This window comes from Billgrantia hypersalina, assembly GCF_052584175.1.
The window spans coordinates 47,091-70,938 of record NZ_JBMIQI010000018.1 but is presented as its reverse complement, the minus strand read 5'-3'; the positions used below and the strand labels follow the sequence as shown (position 1 = coordinate 70,938).

Annotated in this window: 21 protein-coding genes; 17 read left to right on the top strand and 4 right to left on the bottom strand. The window is 63.6% G+C overall.

What is annotated here, in order from left to right:
- The first annotated feature begins 3 nt into the window (after nt 1–3).
- The 5 genes from ACOJCM_RS14995 to msrA all read left to right on the top strand — a co-directional run bounded on the left by ACOJCM_RS14995 (nt 4) and on the right by msrA (nt 9,179).
- Nucleotides 4–1,317, top strand: a complete 1,314-nt coding sequence (locus ACOJCM_RS14995; protein WP_445212874.1) for a UDP binding domain-containing protein — start codon at nt 4–6, stop codon at nt 1,315–1,317.
- A 78-nt stretch (nt 1,318–1,395) separates the two neighbouring features.
- Nucleotides 1,396–2,316, top strand: a complete 921-nt coding sequence (locus tag ACOJCM_RS14990) for a hypothetical protein (RefSeq protein WP_445212873.1) — start codon at nt 1,396–1,398, stop codon at nt 2,314–2,316.
- 64 nt (nt 2,317–2,380) lie between these two features.
- Nucleotides 2,381–4,252: an autotransporter assembly complex protein TamA gene (tamA, locus tag ACOJCM_RS14985; protein ID WP_445212872.1), complete on the top strand. Its 1,872-nt coding sequence runs from the start codon at nt 2,381–2,383 to the stop codon at nt 4,250–4,252.
- A 2-nt stretch (nt 4,253–4,254) separates the two neighbouring features.
- Entirely contained in the window at nt 4,255–8,529 is a 4,275-nt protein-coding gene (gene tamB / locus ACOJCM_RS14980) for an autotransporter assembly complex protein TamB (RefSeq protein WP_445212871.1), read from the top strand.
- Between the two features lie 35 nt (nt 8,530–8,564).
- Entirely contained in the window at nt 8,565–9,179 is a 615-nt protein-coding gene (msrA, locus tag ACOJCM_RS14975) for a peptide-methionine (S)-S-oxide reductase MsrA (RefSeq protein WP_445212870.1), read from the top strand.
- On the opposite strand, the gene ACOJCM_RS14970 is transcribed toward msrA, so the two are convergent.
- Both ACOJCM_RS14970 and pepQ read right to left on the bottom strand, forming a co-directional pair.
- Complete coding sequence (locus ACOJCM_RS14970; RefSeq protein ID WP_445213484.1) at nt 9,160–10,200, bottom strand: hydrolase; 1,041 nt, start codon at nt 10,198–10,200, stop codon at nt 9,160–9,162. The genes msrA and ACOJCM_RS14970 overlap by 20 nt on opposite strands.
- 5 nt (nt 10,201–10,205) lie before the next feature.
- Complete coding sequence (gene pepQ / locus ACOJCM_RS14965; protein WP_445212869.1) at nt 10,206–11,513, bottom strand: Xaa-Pro dipeptidase; 1,308 nt, start codon at nt 11,511–11,513, stop codon at nt 10,206–10,208.
- A gap of 242 nt (nt 11,514–11,755) precedes the next feature.
- Between pepQ and gorA the strand changes: the two genes are divergently transcribed.
- The 12 genes from gorA (at nt 11,756) to ACOJCM_RS14905 (ending at nt 22,020) form a co-directional block, all read left to right on the top strand.
- Nucleotides 11,756–13,117: a glutathione-disulfide reductase gene (gene gorA / locus ACOJCM_RS14960; RefSeq protein WP_445212868.1), complete on the top strand. Its 1,362-nt coding sequence runs from the start codon at nt 11,756–11,758 to the stop codon at nt 13,115–13,117.
- 297 nt (nt 13,118–13,414) lie between these two features.
- Complete coding sequence (ectA, locus tag ACOJCM_RS14955; RefSeq protein ID WP_445212867.1) at nt 13,415–13,993, top strand: diaminobutyrate acetyltransferase; 579 nt, start codon at nt 13,415–13,417, stop codon at nt 13,991–13,993.
- Nucleotides 13,994–14,074: 81 nt separating this feature from the next.
- Complete coding sequence (gene ectB, locus ACOJCM_RS14950; RefSeq protein ID WP_445212866.1) at nt 14,075–15,340, top strand: diaminobutyrate--2-oxoglutarate transaminase; 1,266 nt, start codon at nt 14,075–14,077, stop codon at nt 15,338–15,340.
- Between the two features lie 97 nt (nt 15,341–15,437).
- The gene (locus ACOJCM_RS14945; RefSeq protein WP_445212865.1) at nt 15,438–15,833 is read left to right on the top strand and encodes an ectoine synthase; all 396 of its coding nucleotides are present in this window, start codon (nt 15,438–15,440) and stop codon (nt 15,831–15,833) included.
- A gap of 291 nt (nt 15,834–16,124) precedes the next feature.
- Nucleotides 16,125–16,976: an ATP-dependent zinc protease family protein gene (locus tag ACOJCM_RS14940; protein WP_445212864.1), complete on the top strand. Its 852-nt coding sequence runs from the start codon at nt 16,125–16,127 to the stop codon at nt 16,974–16,976.
- Nucleotides 16,977–17,012: 36 nt separating this feature from the next.
- Nucleotides 17,013–18,518 carry an inactive transglutaminase family protein gene (locus ACOJCM_RS14935; protein ID WP_445212863.1) on the top strand — a complete coding sequence of 502 codons (1,506 nt, stop codon included), beginning with the start codon at nt 17,013–17,015 and terminating at the stop codon, nt 18,516–18,518.
- Between the two features lie 5 nt (nt 18,519–18,523).
- The gene (locus tag ACOJCM_RS14930; RefSeq protein WP_445212862.1) at nt 18,524–19,504 is read left to right on the top strand and encodes an alpha-L-glutamate ligase-like protein; all 981 of its coding nucleotides are present in this window, start codon (nt 18,524–18,526) and stop codon (nt 19,502–19,504) included.
- Nucleotides 19,505–19,555: 51 nt separating this feature from the next.
- Nucleotides 19,556–20,008: a transcriptional repressor gene (locus ACOJCM_RS14925; RefSeq protein WP_445212861.1), complete on the top strand. Its 453-nt coding sequence runs from the start codon at nt 19,556–19,558 to the stop codon at nt 20,006–20,008.
- Between the two features lie 19 nt (nt 20,009–20,027).
- Nucleotides 20,028–20,480, top strand: coding sequence for a phosphoribosyl-AMP cyclohydrolase (gene hisI / locus ACOJCM_RS14920; protein ID WP_445212860.1), 453 nt, complete (start codon nt 20,028–20,030; stop codon nt 20,478–20,480).
- 3 nt (nt 20,481–20,483) lie between these two features.
- On the top strand, nt 20,484–20,810 hold the full coding sequence (gene yidD, locus ACOJCM_RS14915) for a membrane protein insertion efficiency factor YidD (protein ID WP_445212859.1): 327 nt from the start codon (nt 20,484–20,486) through the stop codon (nt 20,808–20,810).
- A gap of 133 nt (nt 20,811–20,943) precedes the next feature.
- Nucleotides 20,944–21,525, top strand: coding sequence for a DJ-1/PfpI family protein (locus ACOJCM_RS14910; protein ID WP_445212858.1), 582 nt, complete (start codon nt 20,944–20,946; stop codon nt 21,523–21,525).
- Between the two features lie 87 nt (nt 21,526–21,612).
- A complete protein-coding gene (locus ACOJCM_RS14905; RefSeq protein ID WP_445212857.1) occupies nt 21,613–22,020 on the top strand; it encodes a ribbon-helix-helix domain-containing protein in 408 nt (135 codons plus the stop codon).
- On the opposite strand, the gene ACOJCM_RS14900 is transcribed toward ACOJCM_RS14905, so the two are convergent.
- Both ACOJCM_RS14900 and ACOJCM_RS14895 read right to left on the bottom strand, forming a co-directional pair.
- A complete protein-coding gene (locus tag ACOJCM_RS14900; RefSeq protein ID WP_445212856.1) occupies nt 21,984–22,415 on the bottom strand; it encodes a SufE family protein in 432 nt (143 codons plus the stop codon). The genes ACOJCM_RS14905 and ACOJCM_RS14900 overlap by 37 nt on opposite strands.
- Before the next feature lie 26 nt (nt 22,416–22,441).
- Nucleotides 22,442–23,641, bottom strand: a complete 1,200-nt coding sequence (locus ACOJCM_RS14895; protein ID WP_445212855.1) for a tyrosine-type recombinase/integrase — start codon at nt 23,639–23,641, stop codon at nt 22,442–22,444.
- Nucleotides 23,642–23,848: the final 207 nt, after the last annotated feature.

Below are 23,848 nucleotides of genomic sequence, written 5' to 3'. Positions count from 1 at the left end.
ACCATGCGGATACAGATACATGGCAGCGAGCTGGCGGCGGCTACGGCCGCCGCCGCACTCTCCTGGGTTGGCCACCAGGTCCGCTGGGTACCCCACGCCACGATGCGCTGGCCGGCGCTCCAGGCGGCTGACTGGATGCGGCGCGAGCCGGATCTGCTCGAACGTCTCGAGGAGGGTTTCGAGCAGGGTACCCTGATCCTGGCCAACGGCGAAGGCGTGGATCCAGGCGAGCGCATCGACATTCTCTGGCTCGCGCTGTCACCGGAGCAGCGTGAGGAAGCCGATGAGCTGGTGGGCGAGGTCGCAGGGCGCCAGCAGGGACCCTTGATACTCATCAATAACTCTACCTTCCCGGTCGGCGAGACCGAGCGGCTGGAAGCGCGGCTCGGGGGAAACGGGCGGCGCGCAGTGGCCCTGGTGGACATGATCGAGGAAGGTCGTGCCTGGGCCAGCTTCACCCGGCCGGGACGCTGGCTGCTGGGTTGTGACGACGAGCGAGCCGAGGCTCAGGTACGCGAATTGCTGAGGGCGTTCAATCGACGTCGTGACGTCATGCAGCTCATGCCGCGCCGCGCCGCCGAGCTGACCAAGCTGGCAACGATCGGCATGCTCGCCACGCGAATCAGCTACATGAACGAGATCGCCGGGCTCGCCGACAGCCTTGGGGTCGATGTGGAATACGTTCGCCAGGGGATGGGAGCGGATTCGCGTATCGGTTACGAGTACCTCTATCCGGGTTGTGGCTTTGGCGGCCCCCATTTTTCCCGCGACCTGATGCGCCTGGCCGACGTGCAGCAGGCCAGCGGGCGACGCTCGGCGCTGCTCGAACAGGTCCTGGATATCAACGAGCAGAAGAAGGAAACCCTGTTTCGCAAGCTGTGGACCCATTTCCATGGACAGCTCCAGGGCCGTACCGTGGCGATCTGGGGGGCCGCATTCAAACCGGGCTCAGCGCGCATCGATCATGCTCCGGTACTCACGCTGCTCGAGGCGTTGTGGGCGCAGGGGGTAAGGGTTCGACTCCACGACCCGGCCGCCATTCCGGCCCTACGCGCCGAAGTGGGCAACCATCCGTTGCTGACCCTGTTCGATGGCGACCCTTATGCAGCCTGCGAAGATGCCGATGCCTTGATCCTCGTCACCGAGTGGAAGCATTACTGGAACCCTGACTGGCCACGCTTGGCCGAGTCGCTGCGCGAACGCCTCTTGCTCGATGGTCGCAACATTTACGATCCTGCCCACGTGGCCAGCTGGGGGCTGGTCTACCGTGGCATCGGCCGTCGTGCCGAACCGCAGGAGCGACCCTCGACGCGTTGAGGCGGCAGTGTGCGCGCAGGCGTATAACCCGCTTACAATGGTTAGGCGCCTGCCGCACCTGCCTAGAAGGAGTCAGACATGCCCGAAGCGCGTCCTTCCGAGCGACGTCCCATCGTGCCCGATCCCGATACCAGCCTGACGAGACCACGCCGCTATTCATCGGCCCCTCGTCCACGGCTGTGGCCCCTGAAGTTCGCGGTGCTGCTGTTGTTGGCCATACTGATCGGTGTGGTCTGGTTGGGTTGGCAGGAACGCCAGCGGTTGAGTGCGCAGATGCACCAAATGTCTTCCGAGATGTCCAACGTACACGCTCGCTTCGATGCCGAGGAGGGACGTGGCGATCGCCTCGAAACCATCGAAGCTCGGCTCTCCTCCGTAGAGGAGCATGCCGAATCGATCGTGGCACGTATGGCAAGCCTGGAAGTGGACGTGCAGCAGGTCGTCGAGCGTGACGCCTCCCGGCTCGAAGCACTGGACGAGCGTGTCGAGGAAGTGACAGACGGCTTGGCAAGGTTGGATAGTGAGGCCGAGGAGCGCGAGGCCCTGCTCGAGGCGGTACGAACGTCACTCGACTCTCTGGAACGCGTCGATGAAGAGGGACGCGAAAGCCTGGCCGCGAGGATCGAATCGCTGGTTGAGGCCAACGAGCGACAGGCCCAGCGCATGGAGGAGTGGCAAGAACAGCAGGAGGTACTGGCAGAACGGCAGCAGAGCGTGAGAGCATCGCTGGATGAGCGGCTCGAAGCCGTCGACGAACATTTCCAGCAGCTCATGGAAGAAGAGATCGCTGCGCTCGATGAGCGTATGCAGGCTCGCGAAGATGCCCTGGAGCAGCGCCTCGACGAACTTGCCGCCGAGTTGGAAGCGGCCAGCGAAGCGGGAGAGGCCTCCCAGGCCATCGATGGACTCCAGGCCAGGCTGACGGGCATGGAGGCCGAGCTGCGCGAATTGCGACAGGAGCAGCTTTCTCTCAGCGCAGGGCTGGAAGCCCTGCAGTAGTTTCGCCAGGCCCTGCCGAGGCTGGGCAGGAGCCTAATCGGGAAGCCGTAATATGGGAAGAGGCGTGTTTTCACGCGTGGGGGCGGCGGCCCTGTGTCTTGGCATGGCGCAAGGAGCGCTTGGACTCGAGGCACGTATCGACGGATTGCAGGGCGATGTGGCCGACAACGTCCGCTACTATCTCGACGCATTGGACGCAGCCCAGTACGATCGCCGTCGCCTAGAAGGCGAGGCAATACGGCGAACCCGTGAAGCCATGCGGGTCTATGGCTACTACGAGCCGCAGGTACGGTCTCAGCTCGATGAGGCCGACCCGCCGCGCTACGTGAGTCTGGCCATCGAGCCCGGCCCGCAGGTGATCATCGAAACCATCGATATCCGGCTCGAAGGCGAGGCAGCGGAAGACGAGCCTTTTCGCGATACCTTGGACGCCTTACCTCTGTCGGAGGGGGATCCCCTGGTGCATGCACCCTGGGATCGCATGCGCAGTCGGCTGGCCAACCTCGCCCTTGAGCGTGGTTACTTCGACTGGTCCTTCATCGATCGTCGCATGGAAGTGCGGCCCTACGATGAGAGTGCCAGGCTCTATCTCAGTCTCGATAGCGGACAACGCTACGCCTTCGGCAACATCACGATACGTGGCAATCATATCGTCGAGGAGCGCTTGCGCAGCCTGGCGCCGTTCGAGCCGGGCGACCCTTATCTTGCCGGCGAGGTGGCGCTCTACGCCCAGCGCCTGGGACAGACGAACTGGTTCAGTTCGGTGAGTGTGCGGCCGCGCCTCGACGCCCGGCGCGAGCTCGCCCTGGAACCGCCGACCCTGGGCTGGTGGAACTCGGTGGCGACCGAGGGAGAGGCAGCGCTGCCCCAGGCTCCCTCCACCCGAGCGGCAATGGCCAGCGGTCCCCGGCTTTCCGCCTTGGCGCTGTCGGCGGTAACGGAGCTGCATGCCGCCGAGCGTGCCTCCATGCCGGTGGATGTGGCGCTGGCGCCGGCCGATCGACACCAGTTCGAGACAGGTATCGGCTATGCCACCGATGTCGGGCCTCGGTTGCAGTTCGGCTGGAACCAGCCCTGGATCAATCGCTATGGCCACAGTCTCGAGCAGGATTTTTTCCTCTCGCAGCCTGAGGTGCGGCTGACCGGCACCTATCTTGTGCCGCTGGCCGACCCGCTGCGCGACCAGTATCGTTTCCAGTACGGCCTGCGCCACCGCGACAACGAGGACACTCGCTCCAACGAGGCGACCATCGAGTTGGCACGACGCTGGGAGTTCGACAACCACTGGGTGCAGTCCCTTTTCGTCCGGGCGACCTACGAGGATTTCGCCCAGGGAGGAGAGAAAGATAGCGTCTTCATCTACTACCCGGGGGTGAGTTGGACGCGAACGCGCACACGCGACCCGCGCTTTCCCACATGGGGCGATCGCCAGCGCATCACCTTCGAATACTCCGACAGCATATGGGGCTCGGATGCCGATTTCCTGCGGATGACTGGAAACACCGAATGGATTCGAATGCTCGGGGACGACCTGCGCTTCGTGACTCGCCTGGCCCTGGGCGCCATCGAGACCGACGACTTCTCCAAGATACCGCCATCCTTGCGCTTCTTTACCGGGGGTGATCGCTCGGTACGCGGGTACGGTTATGAAACCTTGGCACCGCGCAACGAGGAGGGCCTGCTGCGCGGCGGTCAACAGATGTTGGCCGGCAGCATCGAGTTCCAGCGCCGCGTGACCGGCAACTGGTGGGGTGCAGCTTTCGTTGATAGTGGGGACGCCTTCGACGATTGGTGGCCGGAAACCCTCAACACCGGTGCCGGCCTTGGCGTACGTTGGATTTCCCCCGTCGGGCCGGTGCGTTTCGATATCGCCCACCCCTTCGATGACGAGGATGATTCGTGGCGTATTCACTTCGCCATCGGCCCGGAATTCTGATAATGCGGTTATTGTCCCTTGCCCTTTTGAAGCTGCTGATCGTGTTGCCCGTGCTTGCGATCGGCATCGTGTTCCTCGTGCTCGGTCTCGCACTGTCCCCCTGGGGCGCCGGCTTGCTGCTCGAGGAGGGCGCCAAGCGCGGCTACTACCAGCTCGAGCGTGTCGAGGGAGCCCCACTCGATCGCCTGGTGCTGCATGGATTCCAGGTTGAGGCAGGCCCGGCCCAGGTTGCCGCTGAGAGGCTGGAGCTGGCCTGGTCGGAGGATTGCCTGTTGCGCGGTCGCTTGTGCGTGGAGCGACTGGCCATGCAAGGAGGTCGCGTCCAATTGCAAGCGCAAGGCGAGCCGGGCGAACCACCCGCAGAACAGGCGCGGGAGCAGGCAGGGGCGGGTGACCCGGTGCGCCTGCCGTTCCCCGTGGAAGTGCGTGAGCTGGTCCTGGAAGACACGCGACTGCAACTGGCCGACGGCACACGGATCGAGCTTGATTATCTGGCCACGGCGGCCCAGGCCGAAACGTCGCGGTTGCGCTTGGATGCTTCCCGCGCCGAGGGGCTGAACGTCATCCTGCCGGCAAGCGCCGAGGCGACGCCCGAGGTAGCGACCGATGAAGCAGAAGGAGCCTCGGAGGTACCCCCGCGTCCCGCCCTGGAGGCGCTCGACGAGGCGCCGCAGGAGATAGCGCCCGCATCGTTCCGCTTCCCCCTCGACGTTTCTGCGCCAGAATTCGAATTGGAGGATGTCGAGATCAGGCTATCCGACGGTACGCGAATCGGCTGGGACGTGCTTTATACCGGTATCGAAGCCGAAGGAGAACGGTTGAGACTGCTCCCGACTCGCCTGGAGCGGCTGCAGGTCGACATCCCAGCGTCCGGTGCGGCAGCACTGGCCCTGGACCCTTCGGAGGGCGATGGGGTGCTGAGCGAGCAAGCCTTGGCGGCTGTCCAGGCCGTCCAGGCACCGGCTGTCGAGGCAACCGAGCCCGAAGTGCCCCTCGAGCAGCGTGAACGTGTCGCGCTGCCGGAAATCGACCTGCCACTGACGATCGCGGCGCCGCGGATACACCTCGACGGTGTAGAGGTGAGAGGGCCGGTCGACTACGACCTGCGCTCTCTCACCCTTGCCTTCGAGGCGAGTGGCCATGAGGTCGAGATCGTGACCTTGGAAGCGGCGAGCCGTGACATAGACGCGAGATTTTCCGGGCGCATTGCGCTGCGCGACGACTACCCGCTTGAAGCGCACCTCGAGGCTGCCCTGTGGCTGCCTGAGCTGATGCCGGAACTGGCCGGTCAGCGTCTCGACCTCCGGCTTGATGGCAGCCTGGCCGACCTGAGCGCCGAGCTGGCGGCACGCGGCCCGGTGGAGGCCCGGCTCTCCGCCCAGGGCGATGTACTGGACCCCGAATTGCCGTTTAGTGCCTCCTTGCAGAGTGAATTCCTGCAATGGCCGTTGCCCATGGCCATCGCCCACGCCGAGGAAGGGGAAGCGGTGGCAGACCCCTACGTGATCGAGGATCTCGACCTGCGCCTCTCGGGTAGCCTGGTCGACTATCGGGCCTCGCTTTCGATGCGTGTGGAGGGGCCTCAGGTGCCCTTGACCCAGGTGGCCTTGTCGGGCAGCGGCGATTTCGAGCATTTTGCCTGGACGCCGCTGTCTCTAGGCCTTGGCGATGCCTCGGTGGTCAGCCGTGGGCGAGTCGAATGGCACGATGGACTCGACGTCGATGCCACGGCACGCCTGGACAATGTCGATCCGGGGCGGTTCACCGATGCCATGGAAGGGCGGCTGAGCGGCGACATCGACGTTGCCTTCCGCCAGACGACTGACGGCTGGCAGCTTCGCGTGCCGCGTCTGGCGGTCGACGGTGAGCTGCAAGAGCTGCCGCTCTCGTTGCGTGCCAGCCTGGCCGGTAACAGCGACATGCAATGGCAGGTCGAGGAGTTCGACTTCCGCCAGGGAGACAACCGTGTCACGGCAAGTGGCGCCATCTCCGAGCGGCGCATGGACCTGGGCGGCAACATAGCCCTGACGGAGCTGGGAAGTCTTCACGACGACCTGAGCGGAAGCCTGACGGGGCGCTTTCGTACCGGCGGCTCACCCGAGCAGCCACGCCTGGAGCTCGACCTCGAGGGCCGAGAGCTCGCCTTTGCCGACAATCGTCTCGAAGCGCTGCAGCTGTCGGGCAGCATCCAGGGGCTCGACGATCCCGAGCTCGACATCGAGCTTGACGCCCAGCGCCTGGATGCCGGTGGGCAACGCTTCAGCGACGTGAGCCTCGACCTGAGCGGTCGCTTGTCATCCCATCGCGCAACCTTGACGGCCCTGGCCGGGCGCGGCATGCCGCTTACGCGGGCGGAACTGACCCTCGAAGGTGGCTTTTCCACAGAACGCCAGCGCTATGCGGGTCGTATCGCTCCGTTGGAAGTCGATACCGATTACGGCGAGATGCGCCTCGATTCGCCGATCGCGTTCGACGCCGATGTGACAAGCGGGCGGGCTCGGGTGCAGCCGTTCTGCCTGCGCCGCGAACAGGGCGGTCGGGTATGCCTGGAGGAGACGCTTCAGGCAAGCGCCGAGCAGGGGCAGGTGGCCCTGACGGTACGCGACCTGCCGATGGAAATGCTCGATGAGTGGTTGCCGCAGGATTGGCGTGCCAGTGGTACGACCGAGCTGGACCTGCAGGCGCAGTGGCGACAGGGAGGGCAACAGTGGAATGTCGAGGCGGATCTTGCCAGCGAGCTGAATCTTGAAGGGTTGGACATCTATGGTCAGCCGTGGTCGATGCCCGACACGCAACTCAACGTGCGACTGGATGCCAACCAGGGGCGTACGGCCTTCAACCTCGACCTGGCGCTTGGCGATGCCGGTCGCCTCGACCTCGATATCGGCCTCGACGACCCGCTGGGTACCGGCGAGCTGGACGGTACCCTGGTGCTCGACGGTCTCGATCTGTCGCGCTATCGCACCCTGGCACAGGGGCTCGATACGCTGGACGGGGTTGTCTCGGGCAGGGTCGGGATATCCGGAACCCGGGACAGCCCGAGTCTGGACGGGGCGCTCGAGCTGACCGGGCTGCGTGCTTCGGGGCTCGACGTGCCGCTGATCGTCGAGGATGGCCGCATACGCATCGAGTTCAATGGGGACAGTGCGAGGCTCATGGGTTATGTCGCCAGTGACGAAGGGAGGCTGATCATCGACGGCGACGCCAGCTGGCCATCGCTTGACGAGTGGCGAGTTGCCGTGAATCTCGACGGCACCAGACGTCCGCTATTGATCACACTGCCTCAGTTCGGTCGCCTGCGAGTCGCCCCGGATATCGCCGTGCGGATCGATCCGCAGCAGCTGCGGGTGCGCGGTGACGTACAGGTGCCTTGGGCGCGGCTGGAAATCGGCGAAGCGCCACCGGCGGCGGTCAGTCCCAGCCCCGATGAAGTCATCATCACCCGGCGTGACGAGGCCCGGGCCCAACAGCGTGAAGAGCTGGATGCGACCGCCGGGGACGATGAGGCGGCCGCGGTCGCCCTACGTGAGGCGGGCATGCAACTCGACGTTCTCATCGAGCTGCACCTCGGGCCGGACATGATCCTCGACACTTCAGGCCTCGAGACGGGCCTGGCCGGTACCCTGGAGGTACGTCAGCAGGATGGGCCGGTACAGCTGTTCGGCGATGTCAACCTCACCGACGGCCGCTTCCGTGCCTTCGGCCAGGACCTGCTGATACGCCAGGGAGAGCTGCTCTTCAGCGGCTCTCCCAGCCAGCCGCTGCTCGATTTCGAGGCCATACGCAATCCCGACGTTACCGAAGATGGCGTCATCGCCGGCCTGCGCGTCACCGGTTTCGCCGCCGAGCCCAGCCTGACGATATTCGCTGAACCGGCCATGGACGAGGCGCGGGCGCTCTCCTACCTGCTGCGTGGCCGCGCCCCGCGTGACGGCGACGCCGACGGTGCGCTGACGGCGGCCCTGGTCGGCCTGACGCTGGGGCAGACCGGCGGTGTGGTGGGAGCCATCGGCCAGGCCTTCGGTATCGACGATCTGGCGCTGGAAACCAGTGGGACCGGCGAGGAGAGCCAGGTGGTGGTGAGCGGGTACCTGACAGACGATCTGCGTGTCAGCTATGGTGTCGGTATCTTCTCTCCGATCGCCGAGCTCACGCTGCGCTATACCCTGTGGCGCGATTTCTACGTGCAGGCCGTCTCCGGTGCTGCCCAGGCCGTGGACCTGATCTACATCTTTACCCGACCCGGCCAGCCGCCACAGCTGAACGGCGGTCCATGAACCGATACGATACGTCGCTTCTGGAGGAGTGCATCATGATCATCGATCCCGCCCAAGCCCTGCCGGGGCGCGACACCCCCATCCGCATTTCCGGTGTGCATGCCGTGACCGGTCGCTCGATGCTGCCCCCCTTTCCGGAGGGCCATGAGCAGATCGTCTTCGGCCTCGGCTGTTTCTGGGGGGCCGAAAGACTTTTCTGGCAGCTTCCCGGGGTACACGTCACCGCGGTGGGTTATGCCGGTGGCGTGACGCGCAATCCCACCTATGAAGAGACCTGTACCGGGCGTACCGGGCATGCAGAAGTGGTCAGCGTGGTCTTCGACCCCCGCGTAGTGGATATCGCGACGTTGCTCCGTGTCTTCTGGGAAGCGCACGATCCCACCCAAGGCATGCGCCAGGGCAACGACATCGGCAGCCAGTACCGCTCGGCAATCTATGCCACCCGCGACACGCAGCTCGAGGCCGCCAAGCATAGCCGTGATGTTTACCAGAATGAGCTGACGCAGGCCCGGCGTGGCAGGATTACGACCGAGATAGCTCCGCTCGACACGTTCTACCCGGCCGAGGAGTATCACCAACAGTACCTGCACAAGAATCCGGGCGGATACTGTGGACTGAAGGGCACCGGGGTCAGCTGTCCGATCGGCTGAGGTGGCGATTCATGGCCGATTGCCAGGAGGCGCCGGTGTCGGCCCAGCAGGCGAGCTCGCGCGCCAGTCGCCGGGCCAGCCAGGGACGCAGGCGGCGATCACGCCACTCCATGAAGCCGACATGACCGCCGTGATGGGTCACCTCCAGACGCACCGCGTCGGCCGGTCGAGGCAGCCGGCCGAACAGGTCGGCGGGCATGAAGGGGTCGTCATCGGCATGCAGGATCAGGGTAGGCAGCTCGACCTCGCCGAGCAGGCGTCCGGCAGAGGCCCGATGGTAATAATCGGCTGCGTCATCGAAGCCATGCAGCGGCGCGGTCACCAGATCATCGTAACTGCGCAGGCTGTCGATTCGTGAGAGCGTCCGGATATCCAGTGCCAGGGGCAGTTCACTCCTGGCCAGTCGTGGCGCGACCTTGCGCTTGAGCGCGTTGAGCAGATGCCGTTCGTAGACCTGGGAGAACCCCCGGTGCAGTCTCGCCGCGCTGGCCGCCAGGTCGAGCGGTGCGCTGATCACGATGGCCCCGGTCAGGTCGAGGCCGCCACCGCCCTGTTCGGCCACGAGCTTGAGAAGCATGTTGCCCCCCAGCGAGACCCCGGCTGCTATCTTCAAAGCCTTGGGGTAACGACGCGACAATTCGGCGATCAACCAATAGGCGTCGGCCGTATCGCCGCTGTGATAGGCACGCGGCAGCCGGTTCGGCTGGCTGCCGCAGCCGCGGAAATGCATCAGTACCGCTCGCCAGCCCATGCGGCTGGCCGTTGCCAGCAAGCAACGCGCATAGGGTGAATCGAACGACCCCTCGAGGCCGTGGAAAAGCACGAAAATCGGCGCCTCGGCGCTGGCAGGCGTCGGACGGATCCAGTTGAGTTCGACGAAGTCGCCATCGGGCAGCTCGAGGTTTTCGATATCGCGGTCAATGCCAGGCCTGGCCATCAAGCGGGGCAACAGGGTCTGCACGTGCGGATTGGAGAGTCCGCGCGGAGGCGTAAAGTCGGCTGCTGCCCGCCGTTCCCTCATTTCACTCACTCGATCTCAGCTGTCAGGTTCCGGGCCGCTTCCGTGGTGACCGCTACATTGTCCTCGATACGTATGCCGCCGTGGGGTGCCAGGCGCGCCACCATGGTCCAGTTTACGTCGCGGCCGGCGGGGGTTGATTCGAGCGGCTCGAGCAGCATGGGGATGATATACAGTCCGGGTTCAATGGTGACCACCATTCCGGCTTCCAGTTCCCGCGTCAGCCTCAGTGCCGGATGGTCGGGCGGCGGCGGCCGAGGTGTGCCATCGCGCGCCGTGCGTCCGGCAACGTCGTGCACCTGAATGCCAAGCAGGTGACCAAGCCCGTGGGGGCAGAAAGCACGCGTCACCCCACTTTCCACTACGGCTTCGGCCGAACCGGTGACCAGCCCGCTCTCGGCAAGCAACGTGCCGAGCAGGCGATGCATGCGCTCATGCAACTCGACGAAATCGATACCAGGAGCAACGGCGGCGGCGAGCTCCCGCTTGAGTTCATGCATGCCCGTGATCAGCGAGGCGAAAAGCGGGTCGGTGTCCGGGCCGGACCAGGTGCGAGTCAGATCCGCACAGTAGCCGCGAAAGCGATGGCCTGCGTCCACCAGCAGGCTGTGCCGATGGCGGGGTGGCTCAATCTCGTAATGCTGGTAATGAAGCACGGCAGCATGGGGACCGATCCCGACGATATTGCCGTAGGGCAGTTCGCTTTCACGCTGACGCGAGGCCTGCAGATAGGCCAACTGGATATCGAGTTCACTATCGCCAGCATGGAAGGCGTCCGCGGCGGCTCGATGCCCCCGCATGGCCATGCGGTTGGCTTCACTGAGGCAGGCGATCTCGTAGTCGTTCTTGCGTACACGCCCCTCGTTCAGCGCGGCCATAAGGGCCGGTGGGTTGCACTCTGCCGCGATGGCCTTGGCCGTCGCCTCCGAGACGTCTCCGATCACGGCGTAGCGTCCGCGACTCAATGGCGGAGGCGTTTCAAAGCGGCCCTTTACCACCTCGAAGTGTGCTGTCCATGCCTGATCGGGTAAGTGTGGCGGTAGATGCCAGAAGTCATCCGGCGCATGTAAGAAACAAACGGGGCGCCGGCCGGGCTGGATCAGCAACCAGCTGTGGGCGAGTCCGGCCTGGCCCGTCCAGTGCTGGAAATGCCCGTAGCTAAAGAAGCTGGCATGCTGGTCGTCGCCGTAGAGTCGGGCAGGGTGGCCACTGTAGATCAGCACGCCATCGAAGCCGAGGGTAGTCAGCACTTCGGCATATCGGCCCTCGAGTTCCGCGAGGTGTCTCTTTTGGAGCTGGGCTAGAGGGTCGGTCATGGGTTACCTCGACGATGTTTCAATTGGAGTGTAAGCCTCTGGGAGGCGGGTTTCGAGCCGTCGGCGGGCTTCATTACTCGAGTTTGGACTCGAGTTGGGCGAAGCCTGGTTCCTGCAAGCGGGCGAGCGGGGTTGTCGCAGTGCTGCCACACGCTTGGCTCTACACGGTAGCGCCGGCGCTGGTAAGATCGCGGGATCAGATCGGGTTCATCATCAAGACCCGGCTAGACGAGGAGAATCGAGTGTCTGACTTCGACTATGACCTGTTCGTGATCGGGGCCGGTTCCGGCGGGGTGCGTGCCGCCCGTACCGCAGCGGCAACCGGCGCCAGGGTGGCCGTTGCCGAGGATCGCTACTTGGGTGGCACCTGTGTCAACGTGGGTTGCGTTCCCAAGAAACTCTATTCCTACGCTGCACATTTTCATGATGCCTTTCAGGATGCTCGCGGGTTCGGCTGGCAGTTGCACGAAGCGCCGCGCTTCGACTGGGCTACGCTACGCGACAACAAGATCGCGGAGATCAAGCGCCTCAACGGGATCTATGCACGCCTGTTGGAAAATGCCGGAGTACGTCTTATCCATGGCCGAGCACGGGTGGTAGATGCCCATCGGGTCGAGGTCGGCGCTGAAACCTTTACCGCTGCCAAGATTCTCGTGGCCGTTGGCGGCTGGCCCTGGGTACCCGATATTCCGGGGCGCGAGCTGGTCGTGACCTCCAACGAGGTATTCGACCTGGAGCGGATGCCGAGGCGTTTCCTGGCCCTCGGCGGTGGCTATATCGCGGTGGAGTTCGCCAGCATATTCAATGGGCTGGGTAGTGAATCCCACCTGGTCTACCGGGGCGAGCTGTTCCTGAGAGGGTTCGATCGCGAGGTACGTGAATTTACCCGGGAGCAGATGGCTGCCAAAGGCGTCAATCTGCATTTTGAAACCAATATCGAACGTATCGACAAGGTCGAGGACGGCTTGAAGGTATCGCTCACCAACGGTGAGTCGCTTGTCGTGGATGCCGTGCTCGCCGCCACCGGACGCAAGCCCAATCTGGATCGGGTGGGGCTCGATGCGCTCGATGTCGAGCTCAATGCCGACGGCACACTCAAGGTGAACGATCGGTTCGAGACGTCCATTCCCTCCCTCCTTGCCCTGGGCGACGTCACCGGCGGACCTGAGCTGACGCCCGTGGCGCTGGCGGAAGCCATGCATCTGGTCCAGCAGCATTTCAGCGACACGCCACCGCGGCCGATGGACTATCGCAATATCGCCACGGCAGTCTTCTGTCATCCCAACATCGGTACGGTAGGTCTCTCGGAAGAGGACGCGCGCAAGCAGTATGGCTCGATACGGGTCTATCGCACCGACTTTCGGCCCATGAAGCACACGCTTTCGGGCAGTGAGGAACGCTGTCTGATGAAGCTGGTGGTCGATGACGAGAGCGATGTGGTCATCGGGGCTCATATGGTGGGTGAAGAGGCCGGCGAGCTGATCCAGGGCATTGCCATCGCCGTCAGGGCTGGCCTCACCAAGGCCGACTTCGATGCCACTGTCGGCATTCACCCGACGGCAGCGGAGGAGTTCGTCACCATGCGTACCCTTTCACGACATTGAAACGCCGCTTTCCGGCCTTGGCACTACCGACATCGGGTCGCCACATCGGCGGCCCGATCTTATTTTCTGCCCACCCGCCCGCCCTGGGCTAGACTCACGTCATGGGCTGAACCTGGGCGATGCCTGGTTGCGCCATATTGTGACGGGAGCGGCTCTCCAGTTCGATGCGCTGGGAGGCGGTCGGCAATATTTGATAATTTTTTGTTATGCAACTGTGCGGTAATCATAACGCCTGTTTTGATTTGTCGATGAGGCCTGTTATCATTAAGAGCATCATCGCTACAGCGAAACCTGAACATGAACATGACACCGCAGCCCTTCACTCCTTCCGCTGACCTGGCTCGCCCCAGCGTGGCCGATGCCGTGGTCGGCAGCGATGCCTCGCCACTTTTCATTCGCAAGCCCAACCCTGACGATGGCTGGGGCATCTATGAACTGGTCAAGTCCTGCCCGCCGCTCGATGTGAACTCCGCCTATGCCTACTTGCTCCTGGCGACGCAGTTCCGTGACACCTGTGCGGTAGCGACAAACGAAGAGGGCGAGATCGTCGGCTTCGTCTCCGGCTATGTGAAGAGCAACGCTCCCGACACCTACTTCCTGTGGCAGGTGGCGGTGGGCGAGAAGGCCCGCGGCACCGGCTTGGCCAGGCGTCTCGTGGAAGCCGTCATGAGCCGTCCCGAGCTGGATGACGTGCACCATCTGGAAACCACCATTACGCCTGACAACCAGGCGTCCTGGGGGCTTTTTCGTCGTCTCGCCGATCGCTGGCAGGCGCCTCTCAACAGCCGCGAATACTTCTCCACGGACCAGTTGGGCGGTGAACACGATCCCGAAAACCTCGTGCGCATCGGTCCCTTCGATACGCGGCGCATCTGATCCCCATCCGAATCGCTGGATGGCCGAGGCATTCGGCCATCCATGCACTCCTACGCCTGATCATTCCGACAGGAGGTCGTCATGCAGACCCAAACACTCGAACGTCTCGAATCCAATGTGCGGACCTATTCCCGTTCGTTCCCGGTGGTTTTCACCAAGGCCAAGAATGCGCGCCTGACCGACGAGAGCGGTCGCGAGTACATCGACTTCCTGGCCGGCGCCGGCACCCTCAACTACGGGCACAACAACCCGCATCTCAAACAGGCGCTGCTCGACTATCTGGATAGCGACGGTATCGTCCACGGTCTCGATTTCTGGACCGCCGCCAAGCGTGACTACCTGGAAACTCTGGAAGAGGTGATCCTCAAGCCGCGCGGCCTGGAGTACAAGGTGCACCTGCCGGGGCCGACCGGCACCAACGCTGTCGAGGCCGCCATTCGCCTGGCCCGCGTGGCCCAGGGCCGACACAACATCGTGACCTTCACCAACGGCTTCCACGGCGTGACGATGGGGGCGCTGGCCGCTACCGGCAACCGCAAGTTCCGCGAGGCCACCGGCGGCATCCCGCTGCAAGGCAGCGCCTTCATGCCCTATGACGGCTACCTGGGCGAGCACGCCGACAGCCTGGATTATTTCGAGAAGCTGCTGGGCGACAATTCCAGTGGCCTGGACCTGCCCGCGGCGGTGATCGTCGAGACCGTACAGGGGGAGGGCGGTATCAACGTTGCCGGCCTCGACTGGCTCAAGCGCCTCGAGGGAATATGCCGCGAGCACGGCATTCTGCTGATCGTCGACGACATCCAGGCAGGCTGCGGTCGCACCGGCAAGTTCTTCAGCTTCGAACACGCCGGCATCAAGCCCGACATCGTCACCAACTCAAAGTCGCTATCCGGTTTCGGCCTGCCGTTCGCCCACGTGCTGATGCGTCCCGATCTCGACAAGTGGAAACCTGGCCAGTACAACGGTACCTTCCGGGGCTTCAATCTGGCCTTTGCCACGGCAGCGGCGGCCATGCGACATTACTGGAAGGACGACACCTTCGAGCGCGACGTTCAGCGCAAGGGCAGGGTGGTCGAGGACCGCTTCCAGAAGATCGCTGCCTGGATCAGCGAGCAAGGTATCCCGGCCTCCGAGCGTGGCCGTGGCCTGATGCGCGGTATCGACCTCGGTGACGGAGACCTGGCTGACAAGATCACCGCCAAGGCTTTTGAGAAAGGCCTGGTGATCGAGACGAGCGGCCAGGCAGGCGAAGTGATCAAGTGCCTGTGTCCGCTGACCATACCTGACGAGGACCTGCTCAAGGGGCTGGACATTCTCGAGGAGAGCGTCAAGGAAGTCGTTGCCTGAGCATCGGCGTGCCTAGCCCGATCGGCGCCTGGCAGCATGTCATCGGCCGGCTGAAGATCAGCCGGCCCGTCTATGGATTGTACGGAGTGACGTGAAAATGATCGTTCGCAATCTCGAGGAAGCGCGTAATACGGACCGTCTGGTCAAGTCGGAGAGCGGCACCTGGGACAGCACGCGCTTGGTGCTGGCCAACGACGGTGGTGGCTTCTCGTTCCATATCACGCGTATCTACGAAGGTACCGAGACGCATATCCACTATAAGCATCACTACGAGTCGGTGTACTGCATCGAGGGTGAAGGCGAAGTGGAAACCCTGGCCGATGGCAAGATCTGGCCGATCAAGCCGGGCGATATCTACATCCTCGACCAGCACGACGAGCACTTGCTGCGTGCCCACAAGACCATGCATCTCGCCTGCGTGTTCACACCGCCGATCACGGGCAAGGAAGTGCACCGCGAGGACGGTTCCTACGCGCCGCCCGATGAAGCCTAAGCCCTGACAGCTCGATGACAGAGACCCCGGCACAGCGCCGGGGTTCTTTAGTTGAGGATACAGGCTGGTGAAGTACCCAGTGCTCGATGTGGCCAGTCATGCTTAAGCATTACTGTGGTTCGCATAATGTATATTATGTTAAATCGACTATCCGTCACAGTGTTGGACAAGCCTACCTCGGTATCCTTATCATCCCCCGTCATGTCCCGGTGCAATGGTTCCATGCGCCATCACGCCAAGCCCACTGCCGCTGCGCCCTGTTCGCAGCCCGATCGGAGGCTGTCAGATTCCATGCGACCGAGAACGCTAGCCGCACCCATCTGGTTGGCGAGCACTTTATTGATCAGCGGATGCACCCTCACTCCCGGCTCACACACCGAACCCGAGCCCTTGTTGAGTTCCGCGGCCTTCGAGGAGCGTATCGGCCACCTCGAGGAGCGAATCGTCCAGCGCTGTGAACGCGCCGACGCCCAACAGGATGCCCATGATCGTCGCCAGGCCGAGTTGCTTGCCGAACTGCGCGATGCCGGCGTCACCTTGCGCCATCTGCGTGGCGACGTCGAAGCGCTCAAGCAGCGCGGCGACGAGCCGGTCGAAGTGCCCAGGGATTGCGATACCCAACTCAGCGAAACGCTATCGGCCAAGGAGATGGTCGGCCGCTCCGAATGGATCGGATTACCGGAGGTCGGCACCTACCTTCGCGCCAGGGTCGATTCCGGCGCCAACACATCGTCGCTGTCCGCCACCGAAATCACCCGCTTCGAGCGTGATGGCGAAGATTGGGTGCGCTTCAAGCTGGGCCTGAACGAAGACGATGTCGTCGTCGAGAACGTACGCGGCGAGTGGATTGAGCGTCCCGTGGAACGGCGGGTTCGGATTCTGCAGGCAGCGGGTAGCGAATCGCGCCCGGTCGTCAGCATGTTGATGACGCTGGGGCCGATCCGCGAGCAGGTCGAATTCACGCTCAACGACCGTTCCCATCTCAATTACCCGGTCCTGCTGGGTCGCCGTTTCCTCATGGATATCGCCGTGATCGACGTGGCAGAAGACTACTTGCATCCCCGCCCCGAATTCCCTGGCGGTCGCCCTGCTTCCGAGGCGCCAGAGGACGAGATCAACGACCTGGACGAAGAAGAAGGCTGAAACCAAGCCTGAGCGCCCTGACTGCAAGGATGATACATGTCGCGACTGCCCTTCTATTTCATCGTGGGCTTGCTGATGGTACTTGGCATCGGCACCAGCCTTCACCGGCATTACCAGATGGAGGTTCCGTGGACTCCTGGTGAGCAGCGGCAGGTGTGGGAGGTCGAAGCCATCGTCGACTTTACGGCCGTGGGCGATCCCGTGCGCGTCGACCTGGCGTTGCCTTCGCATCAGCGCGGCTACCGTATCCTGACAGAGAACACCGCTTCGCCGGGTTATGGGTTGTCTTTTCTCCAGGACGAGACCGGGCGGCGTGCGCAGTGGTCGATCCGCAGTGCCACGGGGAGTCAGCAGCTCTATTACTCCGTTCGCCTGCTGGAAACCGATGACAAGCGCCAGCAGCAGCTGGCGAGGCCCGAACTGCTGGAGGTCAGCTGGGAGCGGCCCTACGACACCGCGGCCGCCCAGGTCATCGAGCGGGCCTGGATGCGCAGCGCCGATCCCTATACTTTTGCCCGGGAGCTGATACGCGATTTTGGCGATGATCGCGAGAGCGAGAATGCGCGCCTGCTGCTGACCCAGTTCGACCGCACTCCCCTGCTCGTCCGCTTGCTCAACCAGGCCGGCGTGCACGCTCGCGAGGTCAGTGGCCTGGTGCTCGAGGACGGCCGTCGGAGGCAGACGGTGTCATCCTGGATCATGGTCTTCGAGGACGAGGAGAACTGGGCCCTGTTCAATCCGAGCACCGCGGACCAGGGGCAGCCGGAAAACCTACTGCTTTGGGAAACCGGCGGGCGCGCACTGCTTGAGGTACAAGGCGGCACCAACTCCCGCGTGACCTTCTCGATGCTGTCACGCAGCCAGCCGGCCGCGGCCGCGGTGCGCAGCCAGCTGGCCGACGACACCCTGCTCAACTTCTCGATCCACAGCCTGCCGCTGGAGGAGCAGGCCCTGTTCCAGACCATCCTGCTGATTCCTATCGGCGCGCTGGTCGTCGTCTTCCTGCGCATCATCGTCGGTCTCAAGACCTCCGGCACCTTCATGCCCGTCCTGATCGCGCTGGCGTTCATCCAGACCTCGCTGCCCACCGGCCTGATCGGCTTCCTGCTGATCGTGGCCATGGGGCTGGTGATACGCAACTATCTCTCGTATCTCAACCTGCTGTTGGTGGCGCGAGTGTCGGCGGTGATCATTACGGTCATCGCCATCATCTCGATCTTCTCCGTGCTCTCCTATAGGGTGGGGCTCAATGCCGGCCTGACGATCACCTTCTTCCCGATGATCATCCTGGCCTGGACCATCGAGCGCATGTCGATCCTGTGGGAGGAAGAAGGCCCCAAGCAGGTCGTGATTCAGGGCGGCGGCAGCCTCATAACGGCGGTGTTGGCGTATCTGGCAATGAACAATCCCTGGATTCGTCATATCACCTTCAATTTCCTGGGCGTTCAGCTGATCATCATGGCGCTGATCATGCTGCTGGGTAACTACACCGGTTATCGCCTGCTCGAGCTGCGGCGCTTCAAACCGGTCACCGAGGACTAAGCATCATGTGGGTATGGCCTAGCCAACTCCGAAATCGCGGCATCATCGGCATGAACCGGCGCAACATTCGCTATATCGGGCGCTACAACAAGCGTCGTCTCTACCCGTTGGTCGACGACAAGCTGAAGACAAAGCTGCTGGCCGAGAAGCATGGCATCACCTCGCCGGCCTTGATCGGCACGGTAACCACGCAGTTCGAGGTCAAGCAGGTCGGCGCGATGATAGCGGGACACGGGGGCTTCGCCATCAAGCCGGCCAAGGGCAGCGGTGGCAAGGGCATTCTGGTGATCGAGCGGGTCGACGAGGACGGCTTCGTCAAGCCCAGCGGCGCCAAGCTGAGCCTCGAGGACTTGCACCGCCACATCTCCAACATCCTGTCGGGGCTGTACTCCCTCGGTGGCACTCCCGACGTGGCGATGATCGAGGCGCTGATCAATTTCGACGAGAAGCTCTCAGAGTACACTTACGAAGGTGTGCCGGACATTCGCGTGATCATCTTCCGCGGCTATCCGGTCATGGCCATGATGCGTCTCTCCACCGCCGCTTCCGACGGCAAGGCCAACCTGCACCAAGGGGCCGTGGGCGTGGGGCTCGATATCGCCACGGGTACGGCGGTACGTGGCGTCCAGTTCGATCGTTCCCGTCGCGACCATCCCGATACCGGGCATGAACTGGCCAGCCTGCAGATCCCCGACTGGGGCGGCTTGCTCGAGCTGGCCGCAGGCTGTTACGAAATGACGGGGCTCGGTTACCTGGGCACCGACATGGTGATCGACCGCAACCGGGGGCCCATGCTGCTCGAACTCAATGCCCGACCTGGCCTGGCCATTCAGATGGCCAACGGCGAGGGCCTGCGGCGGCGCCTGGACCTGGTGGAGAAGCAACCCGAAGGCCTCGGCGTCAAGGAGCGGGTTGCCTTCGCCCAGCACCATTTTGCCCGCCGGGGCGAGTTGCGGACGGTGGCCGCGGAGCCCGAGCTGGCCTAGCCCTGCACCAACACGTAGAATGGGCGCCATTCCAGACATATCGGGTCAGCCATGACCGACGCTACTGCCCTGCTCTCGCAGGCCGAAAGACAATGCCAGCTTCGTGGGGTGCGATTCACGCCAATACGACGCCGTGTACTCGAGATGATCGCGGGGGCCAGCGGAGGGCTCAAGGCCTACGAATTGCTCGACCGGCTTGCCGTCGAACATGCTGCGGCTCGCCCACCCACCGTCTACCGAGCGCTGGATTTCCTGATCGAGCAGGGACTGGTGCATCGCATCGAATCGCTCAACGCCTATGTTGCCTGTCCCTGCCCTGAACATGCGCATGGTTTCCAGCTGCTGATCTGCCGTCACTGCGGTCGTGTCGAGGAACTTCATCTGGATGACGTCAATGCACAGCTCAGCGCTCAGGCACGCGGCCTGGGGTTTCGTGTCGAGCGACAGACCATTGAGCTGTTGGGCAGCTGCGATGCCTGTCTGGACGCGGCTGCCCACGCCTGAACCGATCCACGGATTCACCATGACTGACCTTTTCAAGCAACTTGAACGCGCCGAGCTCGATGAACGGCTACCGCTACAGCAGATCCTCGCTGCCGTGCGTTTCAATGGCGATGGCCTGATTCCCGCCATCGCTCAGCAGCATGACAGCGGCGAAGTGCTGATGCTGGCCTGGATGAATCGCGAAGCGTTGGAGGAGACCCTCGCTACCGGGCGCGTCTGCTACTGGTCGCGCTCGCGAGGCAAGCTGTGGCGCAAGGGGGAATCGTCGGGGCAGCAACAGCACCTGCGCGGGGCCAGCCTCGACTGTGACGGCGATACCCTGCTGCTTCGAGTCGAGCAGACCGGACCCGCGTGCCACACCGGGCGGCGTAGCTGCTTTTATGTTGCCCTGGAGGACGGCGAAGCGCGTGTCTCGAGCGAACCGTTGATCGACCCCGAGACGCTTTATCGCAAGCCCCCGGAGGGAGGCTGAGTCATGCCCTGTCTGGCGGCTTGGCTTCTGCGGCTGGGTCGGGGCCTGGGTCTAGCGGCTGGCCTGGTGTTGATCGGGCTGGTCCGGCTATATCAGCTCGTGCTCAGCCCCCTGCTGGGGCCCCGCTGTCGCTTCTGGCCCAGCTGTTCGCACTACACCGCCGAGGCCATACAGGTCCACGGCCCGATGCGCGGCGGCTGGCTCGCCGCCAGGCGCATCGCGCGCTGCCACCCCGGGGGAGACAACGGCATCGACCCCGTGCCGGGCGGCCCCAGCGAGCGGCTGTGCCGCGATGACCCCGAGCTTGACGAGCATTATCGCTGCCGCTGACGCCGGCGCCGATAACCGCCCTGCTCGACTCCCTTCCCGCTCACTGTAGTAGCCCGCTACCACCCTCCTTGCGATCGGTCGTGCCAGACTGGCTGGCGGCACAACCGAACCATCAACGACGAGGAGATACGCCATGTCCGCCAAGCGACTGCTCCTGCTATGTGGCGATTACGCCGAAGACTACGAAACCATGGTGCCCTTCCAGGCGCTTCAGGCCGTGGGCCATCGCGTCGACGCCGTGTGCCCCGACAAGCGGGCCGGCGATAGCATTGCCACCGCCATTCATGATTTCGAAGGTGACCAGACCTACAGCGAAAAACCCGGACATCGTTTCACCCTTAATGCCGACTTCGCCGCTGTCGACCCCGCCGATTACGACGGGCTGGTTGTTGCCGGCGGGCGTGCCCCCGAGTACTTGCGCCTGAATGAGAAGGTCGTCGAGCTGGTGCGCCACTTCTTTGACGCCGACAAGCCGGTAGCGGCGATCTGTCATGGCGCCCAGCTGCTGGCCGCAGCCCGGGTGCTGGAGGGCCGCACTTGCTCGGCCTACCCAGCCTGTCGCCCTGAGGTGGAACTCGCCGGAGGGCGCTACGCCGACATTGCGGTGGACGACGCGGTAACCGACGGCAAGCTGGTCACCGCCCCGGCCTGGCCCGCACATCCGGCCTGGATCGCCCAGTTCCTGGTCGTGCTGGAGACGCGAATCGAGCTCTAGCGGTTGGCTCGGTAAGACTCCTTGCCCTGGCTCGCGCCTGGCGCCATGATGAAGGTGTCGGCCGGGTCAGCGAGGGAGGAAAAAAGCATGTGCAGGCTTTTCATCGGAGCCGAACCTGACCTCTGGGCGCCTCAGACCCGATCCATGCGCCTCGAGGGCGTGTCGACAAGCATACGCCTGGAACGCTTCTTCTGGATGGTACTGGAGGAGATAGGTCGTCGCGACAGCCTCACCCTCAGCCAGCTGGTGGCGAAGCTGTCGCGGGAGTGCGCCGAGGCCGGCCACGACCCCGCCAACTTCGCCTCTTTCCTGCGCGTCTGCTGCGCTCGCTACCAGGCGCTACAACTTGCCGGCGAGATTCCTGCGGGGCGCAACGTCGCCATAGCCGACCTGGATGCCGAGCGTATCCTGGAGCGGGAACGCAGGCGCCATGGCGGTGCACCCCGGGCGCAGCGGCATCAGGCGGAAGGCGCCTCTATCTCGGCAACCTCGTAGATCTTGCCCAGCATGGCGTGCAATCCGTTGCTGCGCGTAGGGGACAAGTGCTTGTCGAGCCCCAGGTCCTCGAGGAAGTGAGGGCTCGTATCGCGAATCTCGCGGGCGGGACGATCGTTGTAGATGCGCATCAGCACCGCGATCAGGCCGGAAACGATGGCGGCATCCGACATCGCGTCGAAGTGCAGCACCTCGCCTTCGCGGCGATGGTGAATCCATACGTTGGACTGGCAGCCTTGGATCTTGTGGTCGGGCGTCTTCCACTCCTCGGGGAATGCCGGCAGCTGCTTGCCCATGTCGATAATGTACTGGTAGCGATCCATCCAGTTATCGAACATCTCGAACTCTTCCCGCAGCGCTTGCTGGGCCTGTTCGGCCGTGGCTTCGGTCGTCATGTCCTCTCCCCTGTCTGAATCCTTCATTATACCGGCTCGTGCACCCGGCTGGGCAAGCCATGGGCGGATTGCTGACGATGCCACTCCTCGTCCTCGGCGTGCAGGTACCGTGCCGTGGTGTCGAGCCGCGCATGGCGCGCTGTGCTGGCGAGATAGCGCAGTTCGACGCCGGCTTGAGCCTGGTGAGTGAGTGCGGTATGGCGCAGCCAGTGCGGCGTGGCGGTGCGCAGCCGAGCTACCTGGGCTTCAGCGCTGTCGCCGGCTTCGGCCTCCAGTGCCGTGGCTGCTTCGCCGAAAGCTTGGCGGATCAGCCGGTAGAGCTGGTTGTCGCCCAGGCCGCGGCGGCCATCCAGCCCCCGCAGGACGGGCCCCGACTCACCCGATGACGGTTCGGGTGCCAGGCCCAGCACATCGCGCCAATCGCGCAGCAAAGCCAGCATGTCGTCGGGCACCGGGATGCGCGCCGCCTTGTCGCCCTTGCCCACTACGCGCCACCACCAACGCCCTTCGCGCAGAAAAAAGTCGCTCATCTCGGCAGCTGCCATCTCGCCGATTCGGGGGGCAAGGAGGTAGGCGAAACCGAAGATCATGCGCCGCCGCTGCCAGAGATAGCGCTCTCTGGCGCCGGCGTTCGCTTCAAGGGGGCGCGTCAGCCACTGCCAGAACCACTCCCAGAGCGGTCGCTCCAGGTAGCGATCGATACCGGCCTGGCGATTGTCAAGCCGACGGCGCTTGTCACGCATCAGGCGAAAGGGATTGTGGTCGACCCACCTCGCCTCCACCAGCCAAGCGAACATCCCCTGCAGGATAACCAGGCTCTGTCGCCGACTGGCCGGCGACAGCGGCCCGCGAAAAGGTCGCCAATCCGGCGCGTGGCGCGGCCGCGGTGGGCCCACCCATAAATGGCGTGGCGTGGGCGAGACGAGAAACGCCTCGTAGGCTTCCAGGTCCTGTCGGCGCAACGCCGAGAGCCCGAGTCCTCGGTGCTCCAGCCACAGCAGCAGCCGTTCGGCCTCGCGCCGGTAGGTCCGCAAGGTGCGTGGGCTGTCACGGAACTCGCCGAGCCATTGAGCTACGGCTTCGGCATCGCTGCGGGCGGTAATGCGGGCTCTTTCGGAAGCACTCTCCGCCAACGTCCTAGCTGAGCCGGGTAACGCGAGACGGCTAGTGTCCACCCCAGTCGGGTTGAGAGAAACGGCAGCATTCTTCTCGCTCGGCGTCTTCATCTTTCAGTCCGTGGCAACTGGCCTGTAGGCTCCAGTTTCCTGCGTAATTTTCATGAATTCAAGATAAGACGGGTAATCTTGAATTCTCTTATTCTATCGTTACATAAATTACGTAATACATAAAATGTAATTTCCTTTCTCTCCTAACGGAAAGCGACTATGCTTAGGAGCCTCAGTGGGCGCACGGCAAGCAAGAGCAGTGACGCC